Source organism: Silicimonas algicola (genome assembly GCF_003148765.1).
In the GTDB taxonomy this organism is placed as follows: domain Bacteria; phylum Pseudomonadota; class Alphaproteobacteria; order Rhodobacterales; family Rhodobacteraceae; genus Silicimonas; species Silicimonas algicola.
In genome coordinates this window covers 190,791-215,118 of sequence record NZ_QGGV01000004.1, presented here as the reverse complement: position 1 = coordinate 215,118, position 24,328 = coordinate 190,791, and the positions used below count along the sequence as shown (strand labels likewise).

General features: G+C 63.1%; 23 protein-coding genes. 16 read left to right on the top strand and 7 right to left on the bottom strand.

Annotated elements, in window-relative coordinates; translation table 11 throughout:
* Positions 1 to 2 precede the first annotated feature (2 nt).
* From C8D95_RS10955 to C8D95_RS10905, 11 genes are all read left to right on the top strand, one after another.
* The gene (locus C8D95_RS10955) at positions 3 to 1,532 is read left to right on the top strand and encodes a PAS-domain containing protein (RefSeq protein WP_109759225.1); all 1,530 of its coding nucleotides are present in this window, start codon (positions 3 to 5) and stop codon (positions 1,530 to 1,532) included.
* Between the two features lie 45 nt (positions 1,533 to 1,577).
* Positions 1,578 to 2,057: a tRNA (adenosine(37)-N6)-threonylcarbamoyltransferase complex ATPase subunit type 1 TsaE gene (gene tsaE, locus C8D95_RS10950; protein WP_109759224.1), complete on the top strand. Its 480-nt coding sequence runs from the start codon at positions 1,578 to 1,580 to the stop codon at positions 2,055 to 2,057.
* On the top strand, positions 2,050 to 3,000 hold the full coding sequence (locus C8D95_RS10945) for an aminoglycoside phosphotransferase family protein (RefSeq protein ID WP_109759223.1): 951 nt from the start codon (positions 2,050 to 2,052) through the stop codon (positions 2,998 to 3,000). Before tsaE ends, C8D95_RS10945 begins: the two co-directional genes overlap by 8 nt.
* Positions 2,997 to 3,659 carry a nucleotidyltransferase family protein gene (locus tag C8D95_RS10940; protein WP_109759222.1) on the top strand — a complete coding sequence of 221 codons (663 nt, stop codon included), beginning with the start codon at positions 2,997 to 2,999 and terminating at the stop codon, positions 3,657 to 3,659. Before C8D95_RS10945 ends, C8D95_RS10940 begins: the two co-directional genes overlap by 4 nt.
* Before the next feature lie 208 nt (positions 3,660 to 3,867).
* Positions 3,868 to 6,600, top strand: a complete 2,733-nt coding sequence (locus C8D95_RS10935; RefSeq protein WP_206508382.1) for a PD-(D/E)XK nuclease family protein — start codon at positions 3,868 to 3,870, stop codon at positions 6,598 to 6,600.
* Complete coding sequence (gene addA / locus C8D95_RS10930; RefSeq protein WP_109759220.1) at positions 6,597 to 9,917, top strand: double-strand break repair helicase AddA; 3,321 nt, start codon at positions 6,597 to 6,599, stop codon at positions 9,915 to 9,917. Before C8D95_RS10935 ends, addA begins: the two co-directional genes overlap by 4 nt.
* A 54-nt stretch (positions 9,918 to 9,971) precedes the next feature.
* A complete protein-coding gene (trxA, locus tag C8D95_RS10925; protein WP_109759219.1) occupies positions 9,972 to 10,292 on the top strand; it encodes a thioredoxin in 321 nt (106 codons plus the stop codon).
* A gap of 112 nt (positions 10,293 to 10,404) precedes the next feature.
* The gene (gene hslV / locus C8D95_RS10920; RefSeq protein WP_109759218.1) at positions 10,405 to 10,962 is read left to right on the top strand and encodes an ATP-dependent protease subunit HslV; all 558 of its coding nucleotides are present in this window, start codon (positions 10,405 to 10,407) and stop codon (positions 10,960 to 10,962) included.
* Complete coding sequence (gene hslU, locus C8D95_RS10915) at positions 10,959 to 12,269, top strand: ATP-dependent protease ATPase subunit HslU (protein ID WP_109759217.1); 1,311 nt, start codon at positions 10,959 to 10,961, stop codon at positions 12,267 to 12,269. Before hslV ends, hslU begins: the two co-directional genes overlap by 4 nt.
* Positions 12,270 to 12,324: 55 nt before the next feature.
* On the top strand, positions 12,325 to 13,398 hold the full coding sequence (locus C8D95_RS10910) for an alpha/beta hydrolase (RefSeq protein ID WP_109759216.1): 1,074 nt from the start codon (positions 12,325 to 12,327) through the stop codon (positions 13,396 to 13,398).
* Between the two features lie 52 nt (positions 13,399 to 13,450).
* A complete protein-coding gene (locus tag C8D95_RS10905) occupies positions 13,451 to 14,695 on the top strand; it encodes an MFS transporter (RefSeq protein WP_109759215.1) in 1,245 nt (414 codons plus the stop codon).
* Here the strand turns inward: C8D95_RS10905 and C8D95_RS22505 are convergent.
* The 3 genes from C8D95_RS22505 to C8D95_RS10890 all read right to left on the bottom strand — a co-directional run bounded on the left by C8D95_RS22505 (position 14,657) and on the right by C8D95_RS10890 (position 16,934).
* A complete protein-coding gene (locus C8D95_RS22505) occupies positions 14,657 to 14,926 on the bottom strand; it encodes a Smr/MutS family protein (protein WP_241239926.1) in 270 nt (89 codons plus the stop codon). The genes C8D95_RS10905 and C8D95_RS22505 overlap by 39 nt on opposite strands.
* Before the next feature lie 320 nt (positions 14,927 to 15,246).
* Positions 15,247 to 16,278, bottom strand: a complete 1,032-nt coding sequence (mltA, locus tag C8D95_RS10895; RefSeq protein ID WP_109759213.1) for a murein transglycosylase A — start codon at positions 16,276 to 16,278, stop codon at positions 15,247 to 15,249.
* Positions 16,275 to 16,934 (bottom strand): Tim44/TimA family putative adaptor protein, encoded by a 660-nt coding sequence (locus tag C8D95_RS10890; protein WP_109759212.1) that lies wholly within the window; start codon positions 16,932 to 16,934, stop codon positions 16,275 to 16,277. Before C8D95_RS10890 ends, mltA begins: the two co-directional genes overlap by 4 nt.
* A 101-nt stretch (positions 16,935 to 17,035) precedes the next feature.
* On the opposite strand from C8D95_RS10890, the gene C8D95_RS10885 reads away from it, so the two are divergent.
* Both C8D95_RS10885 and secB read left to right on the top strand, forming a co-directional pair.
* Positions 17,036 to 17,497, top strand: coding sequence for an FxsA family protein (locus tag C8D95_RS10885; protein WP_109759211.1), 462 nt, complete (start codon positions 17,036 to 17,038; stop codon positions 17,495 to 17,497).
* Positions 17,498 to 17,558: 61 nt separating this feature from the next.
* Positions 17,559 to 18,068: a protein-export chaperone SecB gene (gene secB, locus C8D95_RS10880; protein WP_109759210.1), complete on the top strand. Its 510-nt coding sequence runs from the start codon at positions 17,559 to 17,561 to the stop codon at positions 18,066 to 18,068.
* Here secB and dnaQ read toward each other — a convergent pair.
* Genes dnaQ through C8D95_RS10860 form a run of 4 tightly spaced genes read right to left on the bottom strand, consistent with a single transcriptional unit; the run spans position 18,052 to position 20,772 of the window.
* On the bottom strand, positions 18,052 to 18,753 hold the full coding sequence (gene dnaQ, locus C8D95_RS10875; protein ID WP_109759372.1) for a DNA polymerase III subunit epsilon: 702 nt from the start codon (positions 18,751 to 18,753) through the stop codon (positions 18,052 to 18,054). The two genes, secB and dnaQ, sit on opposite strands and share 17 nt — an antisense overlap.
* Positions 18,753 to 19,346, bottom strand: a complete 594-nt coding sequence (gene coaE / locus C8D95_RS10870) for a dephospho-CoA kinase (RefSeq protein ID WP_109759209.1) — start codon at positions 19,344 to 19,346, stop codon at positions 18,753 to 18,755. Before coaE ends, dnaQ begins: the two co-directional genes overlap by 1 nt.
* Positions 19,343 to 20,176 carry a shikimate dehydrogenase gene (locus C8D95_RS10865; protein WP_109759208.1) on the bottom strand — a complete coding sequence of 278 codons (834 nt, stop codon included), beginning with the start codon at positions 20,174 to 20,176 and terminating at the stop codon, positions 19,343 to 19,345. The genes coaE and C8D95_RS10865 overlap by 4 nt, the downstream gene beginning before the upstream one ends.
* Positions 20,173 to 20,772: a Maf family protein gene (locus C8D95_RS10860; protein WP_109759207.1), complete on the bottom strand. Its 600-nt coding sequence runs from the start codon at positions 20,770 to 20,772 to the stop codon at positions 20,173 to 20,175. The genes C8D95_RS10865 and C8D95_RS10860 overlap by 4 nt, the downstream gene beginning before the upstream one ends.
* Before the next feature lie 409 nt (positions 20,773 to 21,181).
* On the opposite strand from C8D95_RS10860, the gene C8D95_RS10855 reads away from it, so the two are divergent.
* The 3 genes from C8D95_RS10855 (at position 21,182) to mnmE (ending at position 24,327) form a co-directional block, all read left to right on the top strand.
* Positions 21,182 to 21,631, top strand: a complete 450-nt coding sequence (locus tag C8D95_RS10855) for a CopD family protein (RefSeq protein WP_109759206.1) — start codon at positions 21,182 to 21,184, stop codon at positions 21,629 to 21,631.
* A 122-nt stretch (positions 21,632 to 21,753) separates the two neighbouring features.
* Positions 21,754 to 23,022, top strand: a complete 1,269-nt coding sequence (gene rho / locus C8D95_RS10850) for a transcription termination factor Rho (RefSeq protein ID WP_109759205.1) — start codon at positions 21,754 to 21,756, stop codon at positions 23,020 to 23,022.
* A 30-nt stretch (positions 23,023 to 23,052) separates the two neighbouring features.
* The gene (mnmE, locus tag C8D95_RS10845) at positions 23,053 to 24,327 is read left to right on the top strand and encodes a tRNA uridine-5-carboxymethylaminomethyl(34) synthesis GTPase MnmE (protein WP_109759204.1); all 1,275 of its coding nucleotides are present in this window, start codon (positions 23,053 to 23,055) and stop codon (positions 24,325 to 24,327) included.
* Position 24,328 lies beyond the last annotated feature (1 nt).

Sequence of the window (24,328 nt, the reverse complement as noted above, 5' to 3'; positions counted from 1 at the left end):
TGTTGTTCAATATCGTAACCGTGGCCGGCTACGTGCTTGGCGCCGGGCTCGCGGCCTATGCCGCTCTTTTATTCCTGTCGAATCGAAGTGCAATCAAGGGTGACCACGACGCGGCCCCCCTTCTGTTCCTGATCCGCGATGGCGCCGTCACCGACGCAAATTTTGCCGGCGGGCACGCCCTTGTCCATATCGACGGACCCGACGCCGCAATCGACAGGCTCAGGCTGCTTTTGACCCGCGGCTTCGACAATCCCGGCAGGCTGATCGCCCCACCGGACAGCGAAGGCGACATCACGGCCGAATCGCGAGACGGGCGGCTTCAGGCCACACGCCATGTTGTCGGCGAATCGATACGTCTTAAACTGAGACAAATTGTCGATGGTACGCCTTCCAGTGACGACATCCACGTGCAGCGCGCCATCGAGTCCGAGCTCGAGACCCTTCGCGCCAATACCGCCGCCGCGCCCTTCCTGTTGTGGCGGCAGAATGCGGACGGCGAGATCACCTGGGCCAACCGAGCCTACATGACCGCGATCGAAACCTCACAGGGAGCGCCGCACAAGGTCTGGCCGCTGCCCACGCTCTTTCCGTCGCTGCGCACGACGGCCCTTTCTCGCGACGGACAGAGAATATCGCTCCATGATGCCAATGGTCACGACGAAGCGTGGTACGACTGTCACGTCGCCCCCGTCGGCCCTGACCTGTTGTGCACCGCCATCCCGGCCGACGAGGCCGTCCGCTCCGAGAACAGGCGTCGCGAGTTCACCCAGACCCTGACCAAGACATTTGCTGAACTGGCCACCGGACTTGCCATCTTCGACCGCGAGCGTCGCCTTGTCCTGTTCAATCCAGCACTTCTGGACCTCACGAACCTGCCGTCCGATTTCCTGACGTCCAAACCCAGCCTCGTCGGGTTCCTCGACCGGCTGCGGGAGAACCGCGTCATGCCGGAACCGCGCGACTATCGCTCGTGGCGCACGTCCATCGCGGAACTCGAGGCGGCTGCAGCCGACGGCACCTACAGCGAAACCTGGTCGCTGCCGGACGGCCAGACGTACCACGTCACCGGTCGCCCGCATCCGGACGGAGCGGTTGCCCTGTTGTTCGAGGACATCAGCGCCGAGATGTCCCTTACCCGCCGCTTCCGTGCCGAATTGGAGCGGTCGCAGGCCATCATCGACGCGATGGATGACGCCGTTGCCGCCTTCTCGGCCGCGGGACGCCTGGCGCTGACCAACCGCGCCTACCGCGACCTCTGGGGAGACGATGGTGCGGACGGCCTTGTCGGCCGTGAAATCGGCGATGTGATGCGGCGCTGGCACGCCTTGAGCCAGCCGAGCCCGGCCTGGGGCGATTTCCGCGACTACGCACAGCGTTCGCATGATCGCGAGGAGTGGACAGCGAACGTCACCATGCTGGATGGCCGCCACCTGGCCTGCCGCTTCGTACCGCAGAAGGGCGGCGAGACTTTGGCGATCTTCCGCGTCCAGACCTCCAGTCCGGTCGAGGTACGTTTCCGACACGCGGTCTGATCGCGTCTTGCGGCCCGGCGTCCCCGACTCCATCTTGGCGGGGTCATGGACACGACCGCATCCGTCTATCTCGCCACCGACGAGGACACCCGCGCCTTAGGCGAAACACTAGCCCGAAAGCTTGGTCCGGGCTGCGTCGTCTTGCTGGACGGTCCGATCGGCGCCGGCAAGACAAGTCTTGCGCGCGCGGTGATTCAATCCCGGATGTCGCGTCTCTGTCAGGTCGAGGATGTGCCCTCGCCGACATACACTCTTGTTCAGACCTACGACGACGGCGAGTCCGAGATTTGGCACGCCGACCTCTATCGGCTGTCCGAGGCGGGCGAGGTCGCGGAACTGGGTCTCGACGCGGCGTTCGAAGACGCGGTCGTTCTGGTCGAATGGCCAGACCGCCTTGGCTCGGATGTACCGCAAGACGCCTTGAGCGTCACGATGTCCATCGAGGGCGACGGCCGGCGCGCTTCGTTTGCGTGGCGCGACCCTCGCTGGACCTGGGTCGGGCGCCTCGGGACGGTCGATGCCTGAGCCGGACGAAGCGCTGCGCGATTTCGCCACGGACGCAGGATGGAGCCGCGCCTCGTTCGAGGCCGTTGAGGGCGACTTGTCCCCACGCAGCTATTTCCGCCTGAAGGAGGGCAGACAGAGTGCGATCCTGATGGATTCACGCTCGGACCGGGATGTCGCGCGGCGTTTTGTGCGCGTCGGCGACTGGCTGACTGTCTCCGGGGTGTCAGCGCCAGCGATCCTGTTCGGACGCGAGGACGACGGTCTGCTTCTCTGCGAAGACTTCGGCAATTACTCGGCGACGAAACTGCTGGCGTCCGACCCTGCATTCGAAGCCGAGTTCGACACTGCCGCCGTCGACCTTCTTCTGACGCTTCGAAACGGTATTCCGCCCGACCTGCCCTGCCCCGACCCGCGCGATCTTGCCGCCATGACGTCGCTTGCCGACGACTTCTATCCCGGGGCAGACGGTCACGCGCTCGCGCTTTTCCGCGATTGTCTTCAAGCCATCCTGTTGAAGCTGGACGGACCCGTCACCGTCTCGCTGCGCGATTTCCACGCCGACAACATCCTGTGGCTTCCGGACCGGCAGGGCGTGCGGCGGATGGGTCTGATCGACTTCCAGGACGCCTTCCTCGCCCATCCCGTCTACGATCTGGTGTCCCTGCTCACAGACGCACGTACCGAGGTGCCGCGCGACAGGCGCGCCAGGGTCATAGAAAACTATGCCCGCCGAAGCGGGGACGACATGCGGACACTGCTTCCTGCTTTCTCCGCCTATTCCGCGCAGCGCAACCTTCGCATCCTCGGCATCTTCCATCGCGCCGCCGCGCAGGGGCGTCCGCAACATTTGCCGAAGGTTCCGCGCGTCCGTCGCTATCTGGTCGAGGCTCTGGACCATCCGCAATTCGATGCGGTTCGAGAGGCCACTCTCGCCGCGCTGCCCGAAGGCGTTCCCGCATGACGCGACCACGGGCCGCCATGATCTTTGCCGCCGGTTTCGGGACGCGGATGGGGGATGTGACGCGCCACACGCCCAAACCGATGCTTCCCCTTCGCGGGCGCCCGATGATCGACCATACCATCGGCATCCTGAAAGAGGCGGGCCTTACGCGCATCGTCGCGAACACGCACCATCTGCACGACCGCATCGCCCCGCATCTCGAAGCTTCCGGTGTCGTTATAAGCCGCGAAGATCCGCAGATCCTGGAGACGGGCGGCGGTCTGAAGGCGGCGCTGCCCCTTCTTGGTCCCGGCCCGGTCATGACGGCCAACTCGGACGCGATCTGGATCGGGCGCAATCCGGCCGCCACGCTGATCAAAGCCTGGAAGGCTGACATGAACGCCTTGCTTCTGGTCTCGCCCGCTGCCGGCGCCCGGGGAGATTTCGGCCTGAATGGCGGCCGACTCGAGCGGAGGGGCGATTATGTCTACACGGGCCTCCAGATCATCCGGACCGACAGGCTGGACGAAATCGGAGACGAGGTTTTTTCACTCAACCGCTACTGGGACCTTCTGGCGGAGGATGGCGGGCTGCATGGCGTCGTCTATGACGGGGTCTTCTGCGAGGCCGGGGATGCTGCGGGCCTTGCCAAAGCGGAACGCCTCTTGAGCAATGTTTGAGCCCCGCGACACGCCTCGCGTCTTCGGCGTTCCGCCCGGAGCCGACTTTCCGAAGCTTCTGGTCGAAAGGCTTTTGGCCTATCACGCAGGGCGTTCCCCAGAGGAATTGGCCCGTGTTCGCATCCTGGTAAACACGCGGCGCATGCAGCGCAGGCTTTCGTCACTTTTCGCAAAGGCAGGACCCCTTCTACTGCCCCGAATCGGACTGGTGACCGAGGTCGATCGGGTCCTTCCCGGCCTCGACCTGCCGTCCGCGGTCTCTTCTTTGCGGCGCAGACTGGAAATGGCGGAACTGGTGAAGGCGCTGATCGACCGCGATCCGACCCTTGCGCCACGCGCCGCAGCGATTGACCTGGCTGACAGCCTGGCGCGGCTTCTGGACGAGATGCAGGGCGAAGGCGTGCCGGTGGAGGCTCTCGACGCCATCGACGTCGGCGACGAGTCGGCACACTGGGCGCGCAGCCTCGCCTTCCTGAAGGTGACCGGAACCTATCTCGACAGTATTTCCGAACACGGTATGGACGCGGAGGCGAGGCGCCGCCAAGCCATCCTCATGCTGTGCGACGCATGGCGGAGGACCCCGCCGCCCTATCCCGTCATCGTCGCTGGTTCCACGGGATCGAGGGCGCCGACAGCCGAACTCATGCGGACTGTCGCCGGGCTCCCCCTCGGCGCCGTCGTGTTGCCGGGGTTCGATCGGGACCTGCCGGAGAACATCTGGTCGTCTTTGCTGTCGCGCCCCGGCTCGGACGATCATCCCCAGTACAGATTCGCGATGTTCTTGCATTCGTTGGAGTTGACGGCCGGCGATGTCCTGCCTCTTGGCACGCCGCCCGACCCCGCGCGCAACCGCCTGATCTCGCTATCGCTTCGCCCCGCCCATGTGTCCGACCAATGGCTGTCCGAAGGGCCTGATCTGGGTGATCTCTTGTCTGCCACGTCGGGCCTTGCCCTGATCGAGGCGCCCCAGCCTGCGGACGAAGCCGGAGCCATCGCCGTTGCATTGAGGGAAGCCGTTCATCAAGGTCGGACAGCGGCGCTCATCACACCCGACCTGATGCTGGGACGACGCGTCGCAGCTGCCATGGAGAGATGGGATATCGTGCCCGACAACAGCGCGGGAGTGCCCCTGTCGCTGACGGCGTCGGGGCGTTTCCTGCGTCAGACCGTTCAATTGATCGCGAAGCCCGTCCACGCCGCCGACCTAATCGCGCTGCTCAAGCATCCGTTTGTTGCCGCCGGGCCCGAACGCGGTCCTCACATGCTTGCGGCGCAGTCGCTTGAAGTGGCGCTGCGTCGGAAGAACATTGCCTTTGTCACGTTGGACAGCGTCGGGACGTTGGCCGAAGGCGCCGGTTTGCCCGAGGCATGGACGAGGTGGCTCTCAGGGGTCCTCGACGCGCTGGCAGATGCGCCCCCGCGTGACCTTGCGGGACTCGCCGCGCTGCATGTCTCACTGGCCGAGAAGATTGCGTCCGGATTCGGCAGCCACCCCCCGTCCCTCTGGGACGATGCCACCGGGCGCGCCGTCCGCGCCGTCATCGACACCTTCCTGGCCGAGACGAGCTTCACCGGCGACATCGCGCTGTTCGATTACGGCCGGCTTCTCGACAAGGCCCTGGCGGCGGAAAGCGCGCGTGAACTGGACCGCGCGCATACAGGCGTCATGATCTGGGGCACCCTCGAGGCGCGCGTTCAGGGTGCGGAACGGGTGATCCTCGGCGGTCTCAACGAAGGCGTGTGGCCCGAGCAGCCATCGCCCGATCCGTGGTTGAACAGAAGGATGCGCGCGGCCCTGGGGCTTCTCTTGCCGGAACGCGAGATCGGCCTTGCGGCGCATGACTATCAGCAGGCCGTCGCAGCACCCGAGGTTGTCCTGTCCCGCGCGGCCAGAACCGAAGAGAGCGAGACCGTCCCGTCGCGTTGGCTCAATCGTCTGACGAACCTTCTTTCGGGACTGCCCGAGCAGAACGGACCTGAGGCGCTTCGCCAGATGCGTCTGCGCGGCGACGTCTTCCTGTCGCACTCCGCGGCCCTGGATTCTCCGACCGTCAGGCGGACCCAGGCTCCAAGACGCCCCTGCCCCGCCCCGCCCGTTGCGGCCCGTGCGAAGAAATACTCGGTGACCGAGTTGCGCACCCTCGTGCTCGACCCCTACGCCGTCTATGCGCGACGGATTCTGGGCCTGAACCCGTTGCCGCCGTTCCTGACGCGACCCGACGCGCGGATGAAGGGGACGGTCTTCCACGAAATCTTCGAACGTTTCTTTGCTCTGGACGCGGACTTTGCCGATGCGGACACCGCCGCAAAACGGTTGCGCGACATCGCCGAAGACCGGCTGTCGCACAACGTGCCGATGCCCGCGGTGCGGCAGCACTGGTGGGGTCAACTTGCCGAGAACTCCGATTGGCTCATCGACGGTGAGCTCCGCCGCATGGCGCGATCAACAGGCGTCGCACGCGAGGCGCGGGGCAGATTCGTCATTCCCGGGACAGCGGTCGAAATCGTCGGCAAGGCCGACCGCATCGACCGCCTTCGCGACGGGGGGCTTGTCATTTACGACTATAAGACGGGCTCTCCGCCCGATTCAAAGGACGTTCGCAACTTCGACAGGCAGCTTCTCGTCGAGGCCGTCATGGCCGAGGGCAGCGGCTTTCCGGGCGTGGACCCCGATATCGTGGCGGAAATCGTCCATATCGGAACGGGGCGAAGCCCGAAAGAGGCAAGCATCCTCCTACATGGGATCGATACTCCCGAATTCACAACGGCAGACGTGCTAAGCGAGCTTGTCGACCTCGTCACCGCCTACGGGCGGGCCGGGACCGGTTTCGCGTCGAGACGCGGGATGGATTTCGTTCCCTATGACGGCGACTACGATCACCTTGCCCGCGTAGGCGAATGGGACCCGTCGCAGCCGACGGTTCCGGAGAAGATCGGATGACGGACGAGGCGACGCTCGTACAGAACCTTGCCGCCGATCCGGCCGTATCGACCTGGCTTTCGGCAAACGCTGGATCGGGCAAGACGCGCGTGCTGACGAACCGCGTCGCTCGACTTCTTCTCAACGGTGTCGAACCGCAGAACATCCTCTGCCTGACCTATACCAAGGCCGCGGCAAGCGAGATGCAGAATCGTCTGTTCAAGACGCTTGGGGCCTGGGCGATGCTCGACGATGCAAGCCTGAGACTAGCGCTGTCCGACCTTGGCGAGGCCCTGCCCCGCAACCTCGCCCGGGCGCGAACACTTTTCGCAAGCGCCATCGAAGCACCGGGGGGGCTGAAGATCCAGACGATCCATTCCCTCTGCGCGTCGATCCTGCGCCAATTTCCGCTGGAGTCGGGCACGTCACCCCAGTTCGTCGAAATGGACGATACGGCGCAGGAGGCTTTGATTTCCGAGATCCTCGACGACCTCGCCCGATCGCATCCTGCTGTCCTGGCCGAAGCCTCGGCCTGCATGAACGCCGACAGCCTCTCCTCTCTTGCGAAGGACGTCATCTCGAACGCGGACGGCTTCACTCCCTCCCTGTCCCGGGACGAAATCTCGGCGCGCTGCGGCGTGACGCCGGGGACGACAGAAGCGGACATCGTAGCGCGCGCCTTGCAGCCGGGCGACTTGGCGTTCCTCAAGTCGCTGGTTCCCCTCCTTTCAACCGGCGGCGCGAACGACGTGAAGCTGGCCACCCGGATTTCGGAGTGCGGCTCGCGAGAGACGGTGCGCACTCTTCTGGAACTGACCGAGTTCCTTCTGTTTCAGTCGGGCGAAAACGCGTGCCGGGCCAAGATAAACGGGCAGCCGACGCGGGCGCTCAGGGACGGCGCCTTCCAGTCGCACCTCGACCGCTTCAATGACCTGATGCTGCGCGTCGAGGAGGCGCGTGCCGCCTGGGTGCCGTTGAATGCCGCGCGCCGGATGTCGGCGTTGCACGAGTTCGCCCGCATCCTGTTGCCCGCCTACAATGCAGCCAAGGAGGAGCGCGCGCTTCTGGACTTCGACGACCTGATCCGTCGCGCGCAGCGGCTTCTGACCGATCCGACCCTGCCGTGGGTGCTGTTTCGCCTTGATGCGCGGCTGGAACACATTCTTGTCGACGAAGCGCAGGACACGAGCCCGCGCCAGTGGCAGGTCATTCGGGCGCTCGCCGAGGAACTGACGTCAGGCGCGCGGCCAGACCGACCGCGAACACTGTTTGTGGTGGGAGACAAGAAGCAGTCGATCTACAGTTTCCAGGGTGCGGATGCCGCTGGCTTTGACCGGATGGCCGACGCCTTCGGGCGGCAACTGGCCGGAGGGCTGTCCCGACGGGAGCTCAGGCACTCCTTCCGATCTTCGCCCGCGATCCTGAGCGCCGTCGATGCGACCCTCGCGCTTGACGGTGTGACCGGCACAGGCAGCGACGCCAGCCACCTGGCGTTCCACAGCGACATGCCGGGCCGCATCGATGTGTGGCCCCTCGTTCCGCCGCCCGAAAAGCCCGAGGTTCACCCGTGGCACGACCCGGCGGACCGGCCCTTGCCGGATGGCGCACAGGTCACCCTCGCCCGGTCGCTCGCCAGGTTCATCGGCAGGATTCTGGAAGGCGAGGCCATCAGCGACAAGACCGGACGGGTGCGGTGTGTTTCGGCGGGGGACATCATGATCCTCGTGCGCAGTCGGGGCGAAATGTTCGAGCAGATCATCTCTGCCTGCAAGACGGCGGGACTGCCGATCGCCGGCGCGGATCGTCTGAAGATCGCAGCGGAACTGGCCGTAAAAGACCTCACCGCGCTCTTGTCTTTCCTGGCTCTTCCCGACGACGACCTTGCCCTAGCGGGAGCACTGAAATCTCCTCTCCTGGGGTGGAGCGAAGGCCAGCTTTTCGACCTCGCACACGGACGGACAGCCCCTACGCTCTGGCGCGAGCTTCTGCGTCGAAACGACGATTTTCCCGAAACAGTGACTATTCTCCGGTCTCTAAGGGACGATATCGACTTCCTGAGACCCTACGAGTTGCTTGAACGGATCCTCACGCGACATGACGGTCGACGCAAGCTTCTGGGACACATCGGCTTGGAGGCGCGCGAGGGGATAGACGAACTTCTGAACCAGGCGCTGGCGTACGAGCGAGATCATGTGCCCAGCCTGACCGGTTTTCTGAACCGATTGAGTACCGAAGACATCGTGGTAAAGCGTCAGGCTAATGGTGCCGACGATCTTATCCGTGTGATGACCGTTCACGGAGCGAAGGGTCTTGAGCGCCCCATCGTCATCCTGCCCGACACCACCGCGCCGCCGCGTCCAAACGCGAGCGATCTTCTCGTGGCAGAGGACGGCATCACTCTGCCGCCGCTCAAGCGCGGTCACGAGACGGAGGAGATCGCTCAAGCGCGTGACCGCGTGCGTGCGGCGGAGGATGAAGAGAGAGATCGGCTTCTCTACGTCGCGATGACGCGTGCCGAGAAGTGGCTGATCGTCTGCGGGGTTGAGCAAGCGCGCGCGCCATCTCGAAACGTCGACTGGCATCGGCTGGTGCGTGAAGGCGTGACTTCAGCGGGAGGGGTCGAGGTCGAGACCCCGGAGGGAACCATTCTCCGTCTGGCACATGGGGAGTGGCCCACTCTGGACGAGCTGCCGACGTCCGAAAAGGTCTCTGATGCTCGAGAAATGCCGCATTTCCTGACCCAACCTGCGCCATTGTTCGAGCCGCTTCAGCCTCTTTCTCCCTCCAATCTTGGCGGCGCAAAGGTCCTGGGCGGCGGCGCCTTGGCGGAGAACGCCGCGAAGCGTCGCGGACGCCAGCTTCACCTTCTCCTCGAGCATCTTCCCGGCAAGCTGCACCCAGAGGCGTTCGCGCACAGCCTCCTCTCTCGCGGACCAGATGCTGCGCATACCGAAGAGGTGGACGAGCTGCTCGACGAGGCACTGCGGAACCTCGCGTTGCAGCCGGACCTTTTCACTAGCGAAGCGCTGGTTGAGGCCGAGATCGCCGTTCGTTTGCCCGGCTTCGAGCGCGAGATCGCGGGGACCATCGACCGCCTGCTGGTTGGCGACAGGCGTGTGCAGGCCGTCGATTTCAAGACCAACGCGATCGTGCCGTCGCGACCCGAGGACACGCCGGAAGGAATCCTCCGTCAGATGGGAGCCTACCTTCTTGCACTGGAGCAGGTCTATCCTGCCCGCGAGGTGGAGGTCGCGGTGCTCTGGACCGCGACAGCGACGCTGATGCCGCTACCCCACGGTATCGTGAGGGCGGCTTTGGGTCGCGCCACCATATCTTGACCTTCTGGGCAGCGCTTCCTAGGTTCGTTGTCCTAGTCACAAGGGGATCCTGCCATGGCCACCGTTGCCGTTACCGATGACACCTTCGACGCCGAGGTCCGCAATTCGGATGTTCCGGTCGTCGTCGACTTCTGGGCCGAATGGTGCGGTCCCTGCAAGATGATCGGCCCGGCTCTGGAAGAGCTGTCGGACGAATACGGCGGCAAGATCAAGATCGCCAAGGTCAACGTCGACCAGAACCCGAACTCGCCTGCGCAGCTTGGTGTTCGCGGGATCCCGGCGCTGTTCCTCTTCAAGGACGGCCAGGTCGTGTCGAACAAGACGGGCGCCGCACCCAAGGCAGCACTGAAGGGCTGGATAGACGAATCCATCTGACCGGCTTCGTGCCGTGTCGCAGGGCCGCCTTTGGGCGGCCCTTTGCATGTCGGCGTCCGGGTTGCAGTCGCCAGCCCCGGTACGCATATAGCCCCAAACAATGGAGGCATTCATGGCGGACAGCGACTTTCCCGGCTGGCACGGGACGACGATCATCGGGGTCCGCAAGGGAGGATCGGTCGTCGTTGCGGGCGATGGACAGGTCAGCCTGGGTCAGACAGTCATCAAGGGCACCGCGCGCAAGGTGCGTCGTCTCTCGCCGGGCGGCTATGACGTGGTCGCGGGCTTTGCCGGGTCGACCGCCGACGCCTTCACGCTGCTGGAACGCCTTGAAGCCAAGCTCGAGGCGACGCCCGGTCAGTTGCAGCGCGCCTGCGTTGAACTGGCGAAGGATTGGCGCACGGACAAGTACCTTCAGAAGTTGGAGGCCATGCTGATCGTCACGGATGGCGCAGAACTTTACATCGTGACGGGGGCAGGGGATGTGCTCGAGCCCGAACATGACGTCGCCGCGATCGGATCGGGTGGAAACTATGCCCTCGCCGCCGCGCGAGCGCTGATGGACGGCGATGGCGACGCAGAGTCCGTCGCACGACGGGCAATGGCCATTGCCGCCGACATCTGCGTCTACACCAACGGCAATCTGACCGTGGAGACAATCTCGAAATGACCGACCTGACCCCGCGAGAAATCGTCTCGGAGCTTGACCGTTTCATCATCGGACAGAAGGACGCGAAGCGGGCCGTCGCTGTCGCGCTGAGAAATCGCTGGCGCCGCCGGCAGCTTCCCGACGACCTCCGCGATGAGGTGTATCCGAAAAACATCCTGATGATCGGACCCACGGGCGTCGGCAAGACCGAGATTTCGCGTCGTCTGGCGAAGCTTGCCCGCGCGCCGTTTTTGAAGGTCGAGGCGACCAAGTTTACCGAAGTCGGCTACGTCGGCCGTGATGTCGAACAGATCGTGCGGGATCTGGTCGAAGCCTCTATCACCATGACACGCGAACATATGCGTGAGGACGTGAAGGCCAACGCCCGTGCCGCCGCCGAGAATCGTGTTCTGGCCGCCATCGCGGGCGAGGGCGCGCGCGAACAGACGCGCGACATGTTCCGCGACAAGCTAAAGCGCGGCGAGCTGGACGACACCGTCATCGAGCTTGAGATGAAGGACCAGTCGAACCCGTTCCAGAATCTGGGAATGCCCGGAATGCCGCCGGGGCAGGGGGGGATGGCTCTCGACCTCGGATCGCTATTCGGAAAGGGCTTCCCCGGACGCACCGTGAAGAAGCGCATGACCGTCGCGCAAAGTTACGACATCCTGATCGGAGAAGAGGCAGACAAGCTTCTCGACGACGAAACAGTCACTAAAGCGGCGATTTTCGCGGTCGAGGAGAACGGCATCGTGTTCCTGGATGAGATCGACAAAGTCACCGCGCGGGCAGAGACTCGGGGTGCAGATGTCAGTCGGGAAGGTGTTCAGCGCGACCTGCTTCCTCTGATCGAGGGTACGACGGTATCGACAAAGTACGGGCCGGTGAGGACAGACCACATCCTGTTCATCGCTTCGGGTGCGTTTCACATCGCCAAACCGTCCGATCTTCTTCCCGAGCTTCAGGGCCGTCTTCCGATCCGGGTCAACCTGCGGGCTCTGACCGAGGATGACTTCGTCCGTATCCTGACTGAAACGGACAACGCTCTGACGCTTCAGTATACGGCGCTGATGAACACCGAGGAGGTCGAGGTGTCCTTCACCCAAGAGGGGATCGCCGCCCTGGCCAAGATCGCGGCGGAAGTGAACCAGTCGATCGAGAACATCGGTGCGCGCCGGCTCTACACCGTCATGGAGCGTGTCTTCGAAGAGCTGAGCTTCACCGCGCCGGACCGGGCCGGCGACAAAGTTGTGGTCGATGCCGACTTCGTCGAGAAGAACCTCGGTGAACTTGCCCGCAGCGCAGACATGAGCCGCTTCGTCCTCTAGCGCGACAATCGCATAAGGGGCAGAGTGGCCACACCCTTCGTCAGGCTGCCTCTCGATGCGTCTGCTACCCCTTTTCTTCGTTCTCATCCTTGCGGCCTGTGTTCCGCGATTGCCCGTGGCGTCGGTGCCCCAAGGAACACCAGAGGGCACGGCGACGATGGTCTACGTCGCAACGAACCGAAGTGATATCGAGAGTCGGCCTGCGCGAGGTCGTGGTGAGACGACCCGTCATTTCCGCTATCAGGTACGCATCCCGGAGGCTCACACGCCCGGTGAGCTTGCGATGCCGACCAACGCTCCCGACCCCGCTCGCCACTTCATGGCGTTGAAGGCCGAGGAATTTCGGGGAGAGGAACAGTTCGCCGCGGCCATCGCGCAGGACCTTGCCCGAATGAAGGTCGACGACCGGACCATCACCTTGTTCATCCACGGCTTCAACACGACCTACGCGGAAAGTGTGATGCGGATGGCGCAATTGAACCACGATCTCGACTTGCCGGGTGTGTCGGTTGAGTTCGCCTGGCCCTCCGCCAACAGCCCGCTCGGATACGCCTATGACCGGGACAGCACGCTGTATTCGCGCGATGCGCTTGAGCGCCTGCTTCGGTCTTTGCCCGTGACCAACAAGCGGCTCGTGGTCGTGGCCCACTCCCTGGGCGCGCACCTGACGATGGAGACCCTGCGCCAGATCGAGATCGCGGATCCGGGCTGGGGCGCGCGGACGCTCGGTGGAGTCGTTCTGGTCTCTCCGGACATCGACGTGGAAGTTTTCCGGCAGCAGGTCGCGCGCATATCGCCCTTGCCCCAGCCCTTCGTGATCTTCGTATCCAACCGCGATGCAGCGCTCGGACTTTCGGCCCTCATTTCTGGCGAGAGCGGGCGGTTGGGGAGCATTACCGACGCGTCCGCGCTCGCCGATCTAGACATTATCCTCCTGGACATCTCTGCCTTCGGGACCGGGCATTTCACCTTTGGGGACTCTCCTGCCCTGATCCCGATCCTTCGACGAATGGCCAACCTGGATTCGTCCTTCAGGGACGAGGACAGGCGGCGTACCGGGCTCATCCCAGGGACCGTCGTGACAATCCGGAACGTCACCGAGGTGATACTGTCGCCACTATCGCAGTAGAGCCAAGGAAAGGTCTCTTTTCATCGACGGGTAAGAGGCAGAGACGAAGGCAATGACCGCTCTGACCTTCGTTCGCGACAACGCCCGTTTCCTGGCCGTGGGTGTCGTGCTGACGCTGAATTCCAGCTACGGCCAGACCTTCTTCATTTCGGTCTTCGCGGCGTCGATCATGGCCGACTTCGCGCTGTCGGACGGGGAGTGGGGCCTGGTGTATACTGCCGCGACGACGGCTTCTGCCGTCGTGATGTTCTTCGCGGGCGCCCTCAGCGACCGTTTCCGCGTTCGTCAACTGGCCTGGCTGGTGGTGCCCGGGTTGGCTCTGTCATGCGTGGTCATGGGGGCGAGCGGGTCCGTCGCGGGCCTGCTGGCGGCCATCTTCCTTCTGAGAATCCTGGGGCAAGGCATGATGTTCCAACTTGCGTCGGTCTCGATGGCACGGTGGTTCGTGGCGCGTCGCGGCATTGCGTTGTCGATTGCCGGCATGGGCTTCTGGATCGGGCAGGCTACGTTGCCGCTGGTCTTCGCGAGCCTCTTGCCGTCCCACGGGTGGCGCGCCCTGTGGTTCCTTGCCGCTGCGCTTGTCGCGGTCACGTTCCCACTGATCCTGTGGCTTCTGACCTTGGAACGGACGCCGCAGTCTCTCGCTCATTCAGACGACGCGGCCGGTATGGACGGACGGCACTGGACCCGCCCCGAAGTCCTTCGATCCGCATTCTTCTGGATGCTCGTGCCCATGCTTCTAGGCCCGCCCGCGTGGGGCACGGCCTTGTTCTTCCAACAGGTCCATATCGCCGACGTGAAGGGATGGGGGCTGACAGAATACCTTGCGCTCGTTCCGCTGATGACCGTCGTGTCGGTCGCGATGACCTTCGTCGCGGGGTATCTTATCGACCTGCTTGGCTCGGCAGTGCTTATCCGGGTCGTCCTGGTGCCGTGGCTTCTGGGTTTTCTTGTCCTGGCATTGGCGCCAACGCTTCCCGTGGCCGCCCTGGCCTTTGTCCTGTTCGGGGTGGCGCACGGAACACAGGCCACCATCATGACGGCCTTCTGGGCCGAGTTCTTCGGCACGCGGCACATCGGGTCGATCAAGGCAGCGGCGACAAGCCTGATGGTCTTCGGATCCGCTGTCGGTCCGGGCCTCTCGGGCGTGTTGATCGACCAGGGGCTTGATTTCCCGACACAGATGCTGGGAATCGTCGTTTACTTCGCGGCGTCAGGCGTCCTGTTGTGGACAGCCGTCGATACCGCCCGGCGTCGGTTACCGAGCGCGGGCGAGGTAGACGTAAAGCGCGCCTGAGCCCCCGTGACGTCTATGCGCCTCGGTCCAGTCCAGGACGAGATGGGACAGGGGCGGTCGCGTCAACCATTCTGGAACGGCTCGCTTCAACACGCCGGTCTGCCGGGGAACTGGGTCATGTTCGGGGGCAGGGCGGCCTTTACCGGTGATAACAAGGACCAGGCGCCGGCCCTCGGAGGTCGCACGCAAGAGGAAAGACCGAAGCGCGACTTCGGCCGCTGCGGCCGTCATGCCATGGAGATCAATGCGCGCTTCAGGGATTGCCTTGCCTCGCTTCATGCGCCCGAATCCCTTGCGATCCATCCGCATCGGGCGGTCGACAGGCTCGTCGCTGCGGGCGGGACCAGAGAGCGCGGCCTGACTGGTCTCACCGACGCGGAAAGGCTTGATGTCGAAATCGGGTTCGGGGATCAGCGGCTTCGGCCGTGACTCGAGCCGCTGTTTCATGGACAGCGCGCTGGAAGGTTTGTGCGGATCAAGAGGGGAGGCCGTGCGGACAACGCGTTGCCACAGCTTCTCCTCCTCTGGAGCCAGCCGCCGGGGACGCCGGCTCATGACCCGTCGATCCGGGCAAGGGCCTCCTCGATCGGCAAGAGGACGATCATCCTGCCGCCGTCTCGCACCCGACCGGCCCGTCGTCCCGCCTGCCCACCGGTGCCGAAGAAGATGTCACCGCGCTGCGCGCCCCTGATTGCCGAGCCGGTGTCCTGCGCGACCATGAGACGCCGCATGGGCGAAGCGCCGTCCTTCTCCATCCAGACGGGTGCCCCGAGGGGCACGAACTCGGGATCGACGGCGATGGTGCGGCCGCCCGTGATCGAACGGTCCATCGCCCCGAGCGGACCCATGTGGGCGGGAACCTGGCTGACTTCGCGGAAGAAGACGTACGAGGGGTTATGGTTCAGAAGATCGGCACCTTCCTCGGGGTGGTCCCGAACCCAGGTCCGGATGACTTGTGCCGAGACCTGATGAGCCTCGAAGACGCCGCGCCGGATCAGTTCTTCTCCGATCGACCGGTAAGGGTGACCGTTCTTGCCGCCATAGCCGACGCGAATGCTTCTTCCGTCTTCCAGCCTGATCCGTCCGGACCCCTGGACCTGGAGGAAGAACTTTTCGACGGGATCCTCAACCCAGGCTATTTCCAGGCCGCGCCCCTTCAAGACGGACAGGTCCTCGATCTCCTTGCGGCTGAACCACTCGCCTGTTTCGGGCGCCTCGGGTGGACGACGGTAAAGGGGAACGCTGAAGCGCTCGCTCTCTTTGAGAGATCCGACAAGCTCGGGCTCGTAGTATCCAGTGAAAAGCGCTGGAGAGCCGTCCGTGATGAGGAGGGGACGGAAGACGGTTTCGAAGAAGGTGCGGGCGTCCGTTGCACGATCTGCCAAAGCGCACACGGCGGACCAGTCCCCGAAGGTCATGTCCTCGCAGGTGGACCGGAAAACCTCAAGCGCCGCCTCGTGGTTGTCGGACTCCCACCCTTTCAAGGCGGAGAACTCCAGAAGGCTAACTTCGGCAGAAAGGGGAAGGGGAAGGGCGGACACTGTCAGGAGCAGGAACGCAGCAAGACCGCTGCCAGGGGTCATTCGCCGGTAGCCACCAACTGCCAGTTGGGATCGTTAACGCCCATCTTGCGAGCAAAGGTCCAGACGTCGCGTTGACGTTTGATCTCGCTTGGATTGCCCTCGACGATTTCGCCTGCGGCGTTCCGCACGACCGAGGTCTGCTCACCCACGAAGCGGACGGTGATCTCTCCCTCGCTCGTCTGGCGGTCGAACTCGGCTTCCTTCAGCGTAACTTCACGGACGCCAACGAAATTCGCGTCAATCGACAGACCTTCTGCCTTCCGAGCGTCGATGACGGACTGGAACGTCTGCTCGATATCGTCGGACAGGAAGTCGCGGACGGGCGTCAGATGACCACTTTCGAATGCCATGAGGATCATCTCATAGGCCGAACGGGACCCTTCGAGGAACGACTTCACCATGAAGCCTGGCTCGGCCATCTTCATGGCTGCCAGAGCCTTGGCGCTTTGCGACCCATCCTCGACGTGGTCGGTGATGTCGTGATCGGGTCCGCCCTCGATCACGTCGAAGTCGGCGCGACGAGACGGACGGCCGGGGGCTTGCGTCACTGCGGGCTTTTCAAAGCCCTCTCTGGTGCCGAGAACGCTGCGCAGGCGCAGGATCAGAAACACGGCAATGCCGGCAAGGACCAGAAGCTGGATCAAGGAGGAGCTCATGCGTTCTCTCGGGACAGGGTTTGGCATTCTGACATCAGGGTCCATATGTAGGTGCTGATTGGGTGCGAGTCCACCGGACCCCCTGCGACCAAGAGGACATCATGCGGCTCTTTCTTCCGTTCCTTCTCGTTCCGCTCATCGAGATTGCGCTTTTCATCCAGGTCGGCGGACTGATCGGGCTGTGGTGGACGCTGGCCATCGTGATCGGCACAGCGGTCTTGGGAACCTTCCTCGTCCGAAGCCAGGGCATGGCCGTTCTTGCCCAGCTTCGCGGATCGATGGAACGTCTGAGCGATCCGACCGGACCTCTCGCGCATGGAGCGATGATCCTGTTTTCGGGCGCACTTCTTCTGACGCCGGGGTTTTTCACCGACGCAGTCGGTTTCGCCCTTCTCGTGCCCGGCATCCGCGAATCCATCTTTCGTGCCGTTCGAAAACGGGTCGTCATTGAACGGTTCAACTACGGTACGCCGCCGCAGGCCCCAGTCGATCCGAACGTGATCGAAGGTGAGTTCGAGGAGATCGAGCCACGGAAGGGACCCTCTGGCTGGACCCGCCATTGAGGGGAGGCTGCCACGCCGCTATAGAGGTCCGAACAAGAATTTTATCCAGACGGAGAGCCTCATGGCCGAAAATGGAAACGGCGCCGCGCCGCAGACACCCCAGATGCCGCAGATGAAGGTGCTGGGACAGTTCATCCGCGACATGTCCTTCGAGAACATCCTGGCCCGCAAACCGGTCGAAGGTCAGGTGCAGCCCGACATCCAGGTCCAGGTCGCCCTCGACGCTCGCAAGGGCTCGAATGCGAACCAGTACGAGGTGGTCACCAAGTTCAACATCACCTCGAAGAACAAGGGCACCGATGCCGTGCTTTTCGTGCTCGAGCTCGAGTACTCCGGTCTCTTCCAGATCGAAAACGTAGCCGACGACCAGCTTCACCCGTTTCTTCTGATCGAATGCCCGCGGATGATCTTCCCGTTCGTCCGCCGGATCGTCAGCGACGTGACCCGCGACGGCGGCTTCCCGCCCTTGAACATGGACACGATCGATTTCGTCGCACTCTACCGTCAGCAGCTCGCCCAGAGACAGCAGGCGCAGGCTGGAAAGACCGAAACGCCTACGCCGGCGAACTGAACGTCAGCCAAAGCGCCCCACTCCCCATCTTCCCGACGAATGCCTCGTGTGCCGCTACCTCGGCCTCGGTCAGCCGGGCGGGAAGGGGACGGGGGCGCGGCTGGGGACGCCACGCTTCTGTCACATCGCTTCCCGTCCGCTTCTGGTCGACTGGGGCTAGGACAAGGTCCGGCTGACGCCCGCCGATCAGTTCAAGATAAACGTCTGCCAGAATCTCGCTGTCGAGAAGAGCGCCGTGCAGCGTTCTTGCCGAGTTGTCGATGGAGTAGCGGCGGCAAAGTGCGTCCAGCGATGCCGGCGAACCGGGAAACTTCCGCCGAGCGATGTCCAGGGTGTCGACGGCGCGCTCCCACGGGATCTGGGGAAGCCCGAGCCAGCGCAATTCGGCGTTCAGGAATTTCATGTCGAACGCGGCGTTGTGGATCACAAGCTTCGCGTCACCGATGAAGTCTAGAAACTCCTTCGCGACATGGCGGAACAGAGGTTTGTCGCGCAGGAAGTCGTCTGTCAGGCCATGGACGTCTATGGCTTCTTTTGGAACCATGCGCTCGGGGTTGAGGTACTGGTGAAAGGTCCGTCCCGTCGGGACGTGCCCATGCAGTTCGACCGCGCCGATTTCGACAATGCGGTCGCCAGTCTCGGGATCCAGTCCGGTGGTTTCGGTGTCGAGAACGATCTCGCGCATCATCTGCCGAATGCCTTTGCCTGCTCGACCACATCATGGACAGCGGCGCGGGCGGCTTCAAGCGATGTGGTCTCGATCACGGCGTCCGCGCGTGCCCTCTTTCCGGCGTCAGGAACCTGGCGGTTCAGGATCAGCTCGAATTTGTCCGGCGTCATGCCCGGACGCGACAAGACGCGCCGTCGCTGTTCCTCGGCGGGTGCGGAGACGACGACGATCATATCCACTGTAGCTTCGGCGCCGATTTCGAAGAGGAGCGGAATGTCGACCACGACAACGGGTGCGTTCGTTCCGGCCACGAATTTTGCGCGATCCTCTGCGACCAGCGGGTGAACTGCCGCCTCGACAAGCGCGAGAAGGTCAGGGTCTTTCCCTATCGCGTCAGAGAGCGTCTCTCGGTCGATTGCGCCGTCGACGACAGCGTCGGGGCAGAGCGCGCGAAGTCGTGGAACAGCGCCGCCTCCCTTTGAATAGAGACGGTGGACGGCCTCATCGGCGTCCCAGACAGGCACGTCCAGATCGCGAAACATCGCCGCCGTTGTCGATTTTCCCATCCCGATCGAGCCGGTCAGTCCGATGACGATCGGTCGGCTCACCTCAGAACAGCGTCGCGCAGTGCGTCGTCGACTTCGGGTTTCATGTTGAACCAGCGCTCGAAGCCGGGAGCAGCCTGGTGCAGCAGCATCCCGAGGCCGTCGACCGTCCGACACCCCAAGGCGCGGGCGTATTGAAGAAGCGGCGTTTCGAGAGGGGCATAGACAAGGTCTGTGACGACGGCGTCGCGGGACAGTCCGTCGAGGGGAATCCGCATTTCGGACTTGCCGACCATGCCGAGCGAAGACGCATTCACCACGGTTGCAGCGCCGTCGAGCGCATTGCCCGCCTGCACCCAGTCAATGACTTCGATCTTGTGCCCGAACTCGCGCCGCAGCGTGTCCGCCCGCGCCTTGGTTCTATTGGTCAGCCGGATCTCCTGTGCGCCTGCGTCGATAAGCGACGCAATGACGGCGCGCGCCGCTCCGCCTGCCCCTATGACAGCCGCCGGTCCGTCGGCGGCGTTCCAGTCAGGCGCGCCCTGTCGAAGGTTCTCGATGAATCCGTAACCATCCGTGTTGTCCGCGACGATTTTGCCATCCTCGCGAAAGGTCAACGTATTCGCCGACCCGATGAGAGCGGCGCGGTCGGTGACGCTGTCGGCCATCGTGAGGACGTGCTCCTTGTGCGGAATCGTCACGTTCAGGCCGACGAAACCCACCTTCGGAAGCACCCTCAGAGCGTCTTCGAGGTCGGGGGACGCGATATCCATAGGGATGTAGTGGCCGGCGATCCCATAGCGCCGCAGCCAATGCTGATGCAGCCGCGGCGATCTCGAATGCGAGATTGGAGTCCCGATGACGCCGGCCAGAGGAATGCGCTTTGTGCTCATTCCGGCAGGGTGCCTCTGGCTGTCAGCCAAGGCAAGAGTTGCAGAAGCGGAAGGCCCAGGATCGTGAAGTGGTCACCTTCGATGCGCGAGAACAGGCGCACGCCTTCCTCCTCGATCTTGTAGCCGCCGACAGAGGTGCTGATGCTCTCCCAGTTGCGGTCGACATAGTCGCGGGCATAGGCGTCCGAGATGTCGCGCATCCACATCCGAGCGTGTCCTACATAGCGCCAAAGGGGGGTCGCACCTTCGTACACCACAGCCGCCGAGTGAAGGTCGTGCCGCTTTCCTCGGAGGCCTTGGATCTGCGCAACAGCATCGTCCGCCGTCGCGGGCTTCGAGAGGATGGTGCCGTCGAACTCCAGAACCTGGTCGCAGCCCAGGACCAGCGCCTCCGGGCGCTTTGACGCGATCTTTCGCGCCTTCGCTTCAGCCAACGCATCGGCGATGTCGCGCGGCGACGCACCTTCGGCTAGAAGCGACGCCTTGATCGCGCTCTCGTCGACGGTTGCGGGCAAGATCTCGATCGGGACGTTCGCGCGAAGTAGAAGTTCAGCGCGGATCGCCGAGCCTGATGCCAAAATAAGCGGCTGAACCATGTGGATAAACCTGTGAAAGGCGAGGCCTGGAACCTAGGGACGATACCGCCGAGACTCGAAGGATTCCCAGAACAGCGAACGATCTAGCATGTGCCGGTCGAAAAGTCCGAGTGTTTTCCACCGTGGGTTTCGTCATCGCCGACCCTGTGCGCTTCCTCAACGTTCACTGGGATTTCCCCCGGTTATCCACATGCCAGCGAGTGTGCAGCTAAACTTTAAGAGTTATGAATTCCTCATGAATTTCTGTTTTTCCCGTTCCGCGTTGTGAAGTGGGGATGTCGCCATGCTCCCTGTGCACAACTCGGCGCGCAACGCATGAACTCCACTTGTCCCTGTGCCCTATCATCACATCATCTTTTCTTTCATTCTCTTTTTCTTTTAAGAGGCTCCGAGCTTACGGAGACGCCGCATGTCCGAGATACTGGCCAGCCTCTATCCCTGGACGAAGTCGCTTCACGTCCTCTCGGTCATTTCCTGGATGGCGGGGTTGTTCTATCTCCCGAGGCTCTTCGTGCATCATGTCGAGCAGGCAGGGCGAGACAGCCATATCCATGAGACCTTCTCGATGATGGAGCGAAAGCTGTTCCGCCTCATCATGAACCCCGCCATGATCGCCACCTGGGTCTTCGGGCTCATGTTGGTCTTCACACCGGGCATCGTCGACTGGTCGCTGGTCTGGCCGTGGACGAAGGCGGCGGGCGTCCTGGCGATGACCTGGTTTCACCATTGGCTGGGGTACCGGCGCAAGGAACTGGCGGCGGGGACGAATACGAGGAGCGGTCGGGCGTTCCGTATGATGAACGAAGTCCCGACGCTGCTCGTGATCATCATCGTTTTCTCGGTCATCGTGAAGTTCTGACACTTCTTGACTCGCGCTTGTTAGTTGCATATCTACGCGACCGGACGCGGTCCTCGTGTTCGTAACTCTCCCACTCCCTACCGTTTCGTCTGCCCGGGGCACGGCGTCCGAAAGGCATTCTAATGACCGACCGTCTGAATCTCGCCGACCTCAAGTCGAAGTCGCCCAAAGAGCTGCTGTCCATGGCAGAGGAGCTCGAGATCGAGAACGCCTCGACCATGCGCAAGGGCGAGATGATGTTCTCGATTCTGCGCGAGAGGGCGGATGAAGACTGGATCATCGGGGGCGACGGGGTGCTGGAGGTCCTGCAGGACGGCTTCGGCTTCCTTCGCTCGCCCGAGGCGAACTATCTGCCGGGTCCTGACGACATCTACGTTTCTCCCGACATGATCCGGCAGCATTCGTTGCGCACCGGGGACTCGGTCGAGGGCGTGATACGCGAGCCGAACGATCAGGAACGATATTTCGCGCTGACGAAGGTTGAGACGATCAATTTCGAAGATCCCGACAAGGCGCGCCACAAGGTCAGCTTCGACAACCTGACCCCGCTCTATCCCGACGAGCGTATGACGATGGAAATCGAGGATCCGACGGTCAAGGATCGCTCTGCCCGCGTTATCGACCTCGTTGCTCCTATCGGAAAGGGTCAGCGCTGTCTGATCGTGGCACCGCCGCGGACGGGTAAGACGGTGCTCTTGCAGAACATCGCTCACTCGATCGAGACCAACCACCCGGAGTGCTACCTGATCGTCCTTCTGATCGACGAGCGGCCGGAAGAGGTGACGGACATGCAGCGCTCGGTCAAGGGCGAGGTCGTGTCCTCGACGTTCGACGAACCTGCCACCCGTCACGTCGCTGTGTCGGAGATGGTCATCGAAAAGGCAAAGCGCCTGGTGGAACACAAGCGCGACGTTGTGATCTTGCTCGACTCGATCACGCGTCTTGGCCGTGCGTTCAACACCGTCGTTCCCTCGTCGGGCAAGGTTCTGACCGGCGGTGTCGATGCGAACGCCCTCCAGCGGCCCAAGCGTTTTTTTGGTGCTGCACGGAACATCGAAGAGGGCGGCAGCCTTACGATCATTGCGACTGCGCTGATCGATACCGGTAGCCGGATGGACGAGGTCATCTTCGAAGAGTTCAAGGGAACGGGTAACTCGGAAATCGTTCTGGACCGCAAGGTTGCCGACAAGCGGGTCTATCCTGCGATGGATATCCTCAAGTCCGGCACTCGGAAGGAGGACCTTCTGGTGGACAAGAACGACCTTCAGAAGACCTTTGTGCTGCGCCGCATCCTCAACCCAATGGGCACCACGGATGCTGTCGAGTTCCTGCTGTCGAAGCTGAAGCAAACGAAGTCGAACGCGGAATTCTTTGACTCCATGAACGCGTGAATCTCTGTTTTAGAACAGTAGGTTAGGCTTATGGACACGATCTTTGCCCTGGCGAGCGCGCGGGGTCGCTCCGGCGTTGCCGTGGTGCGCCTGTCAGGACCGCAGGCATTCTCGGCCTTGGAGCAGATGGCGGGACGATTGCCTGCGCCGCGCCGTGCCTCTCTTCGTACGCTTCTGGGCGCTCAAGGGATCCTCGACAAGGCGCTTGTTCTGACGTTTCCCGAGCCGGACAGCTTTACGGGGGAAGACGTCGTCGAATTGCACCTGCACGGTTCAGTCGCCGTGGTCGATGCGGTGCTGCGTGATCTGGGTAGACGGAGTGGCTTGAGGCTGGCGGAGGCAGGCGAGTTCACTAGGCGAGCGCTCGAGAACGAGCGGCTTGACCTGTCACAGGTTGAAGGCCTGTCGGATCTCATCGAGGCGGAAACCGAGGCTCAGCGCAAACAGGCGTTTCGCGTTTTCTCCGGCGCTCTGGGTGCTAGGGCGCAGTCCTGGCGGGAGCGGTTAATTCGCGCCGCAGCGCTTTTGGAGGCGACGATAGATTTCGCAGACGAGGATGTTCCGGTCGATGTGATCCCCGAAGTGACGGTTTTGATCGAAAGTGTTCAGCGTGAGCTAATAGAGGAAGCGTCGGGCCTGAAGGCAGCGGAACGGGTACGCGAGGGTTTCGAGATCGCGATCGTCGGCCCTCCCAATGTCGGCAAGTCCACTCTGCTGAATACCTTGGCGGGACGAGAGGCTGCGATCACCTCGTCGATCGCGGGCACGACCCGCGACGTGATCGAAGTCAGGATGAACCTCTCGGGGCTTCCGGTGACGCTGGTCGATACCGCTGGACTTCGTGAGGCGCAGGACGAGATCGAAGCCATGGGCGTTGACCGCGCTCGGCGCCGGGCAGACGCTGCGGACCTGAGGGTGATCTTGAAAGCCTCGGCCGAGGATGCGCCTGCAGTCCAGCCTCGCGATGAGGATGTCGTGGTCGTGTCGAAGTCGGATCTTGTACCCGGTGACTTCTCGGCGCTGACAGGCGCGGGCATCAATCAACTCATCGAGCGCATCACCTCCGTCCTTGAGGGCCGGTCGGCTGGTGCGGGCTTAATCATTCGTGAGCGGCAAGCGCGTGCCGTGGTGAATGCCGCTACCTCTTTGGGAATCGCGCGCGATCGGTTAATGACGTCGGACGGCGTGGATCTGACCGCCGAAGACTTGCGGTATGCAATCGGGTCGCTGGATAGCCTGGTGGGTCGGGTAGACGTCGAGCATGTGCTCGACGAGATATTCTCGAGCTTCTGTATTGGAAAGTAGG

Excerpts from the sequence above, each read along its gene's own strand:
- tsaE (WP_109759224.1), top strand. The coding sequence starts at position 1,578 with ATGGACACGACCGCATCCGTCTATCTCGCCACCGACGAGGACACCCGC.
- C8D95_RS10945 (WP_109759223.1), top strand. The coding sequence starts at position 2,050 with ATGCCTGAGCCGGACGAAGCGCTGCGCGATTTCGCCACGGACGCAGGA.
- C8D95_RS10940 (WP_109759222.1), top strand. The coding sequence starts at position 2,997 with ATGACGCGACCACGGGCCGCCATGATCTTTGCCGCCGGTTTCGGGACG.
- addA (WP_109759220.1), top strand. The coding sequence starts at position 6,597 with ATGACGGACGAGGCGACGCTCGTACAGAACCTTGCCGCCGATCCGGCC.
- trxA (WP_109759219.1), top strand. The coding sequence starts at position 9,972 with ATGGCCACCGTTGCCGTTACCGATGACACCTTCGACGCCGAGGTCCGC.
- hslV (WP_109759218.1), top strand. The coding sequence starts at position 10,405 with ATGGCGGACAGCGACTTTCCCGGCTGGCACGGGACGACGATCATCGGG.
- hslU (WP_109759217.1), top strand. The coding sequence starts at position 10,959 with ATGACCGACCTGACCCCGCGAGAAATCGTCTCGGAGCTTGACCGTTTC.
- C8D95_RS10910 (WP_109759216.1), top strand. The coding sequence starts at position 12,325 with ATGCGTCTGCTACCCCTTTTCTTCGTTCTCATCCTTGCGGCCTGTGTT.
- C8D95_RS10905 (WP_109759215.1), top strand. The coding sequence starts at position 13,451 with ATGACCGCTCTGACCTTCGTTCGCGACAACGCCCGTTTCCTGGCCGTG.
- C8D95_RS22505 (WP_241239926.1), bottom strand. The coding sequence starts at position 14,926 with ATGACGGCCGCAGCGGCCGAAGTCGCGCTTCGGTCTTTCCTCTTGCGT.
- mltA (WP_109759213.1), bottom strand. The coding sequence starts at position 16,278 with ATGACCCCTGGCAGCGGTCTTGCTGCGTTCCTGCTCCTGACAGTGTCC.
- C8D95_RS10890 (WP_109759212.1), bottom strand. The coding sequence starts at position 16,934 with ATGAGCTCCTCCTTGATCCAGCTTCTGGTCCTTGCCGGCATTGCCGTG.
- C8D95_RS10885 (WP_109759211.1), top strand. The coding sequence starts at position 17,036 with ATGCGGCTCTTTCTTCCGTTCCTTCTCGTTCCGCTCATCGAGATTGCG.
- secB (WP_109759210.1), top strand. The coding sequence starts at position 17,559 with ATGGCCGAAAATGGAAACGGCGCCGCGCCGCAGACACCCCAGATGCCG.
- dnaQ (WP_109759372.1), bottom strand. The coding sequence starts at position 18,753 with ATGCGCGAGATCGTTCTCGACACCGAAACCACCGGACTGGATCCCGAG.
- C8D95_RS10865 (WP_109759208.1), bottom strand. The coding sequence starts at position 20,176 with ATGAGCACAAAGCGCATTCCTCTGGCCGGCGTCATCGGGACTCCAATC.
- C8D95_RS10860 (WP_109759207.1), bottom strand. The coding sequence starts at position 20,772 with ATGGTTCAGCCGCTTATTTTGGCATCAGGCTCGGCGATCCGCGCTGAA.
- C8D95_RS10855 (WP_109759206.1), top strand. The coding sequence starts at position 21,182 with ATGTCCGAGATACTGGCCAGCCTCTATCCCTGGACGAAGTCGCTTCAC.
- rho (WP_109759205.1), top strand. The coding sequence starts at position 21,754 with ATGACCGACCGTCTGAATCTCGCCGACCTCAAGTCGAAGTCGCCCAAA.
- mnmE (WP_109759204.1), top strand. The coding sequence starts at position 23,053 with ATGGACACGATCTTTGCCCTGGCGAGCGCGCGGGGTCGCTCCGGCGTT.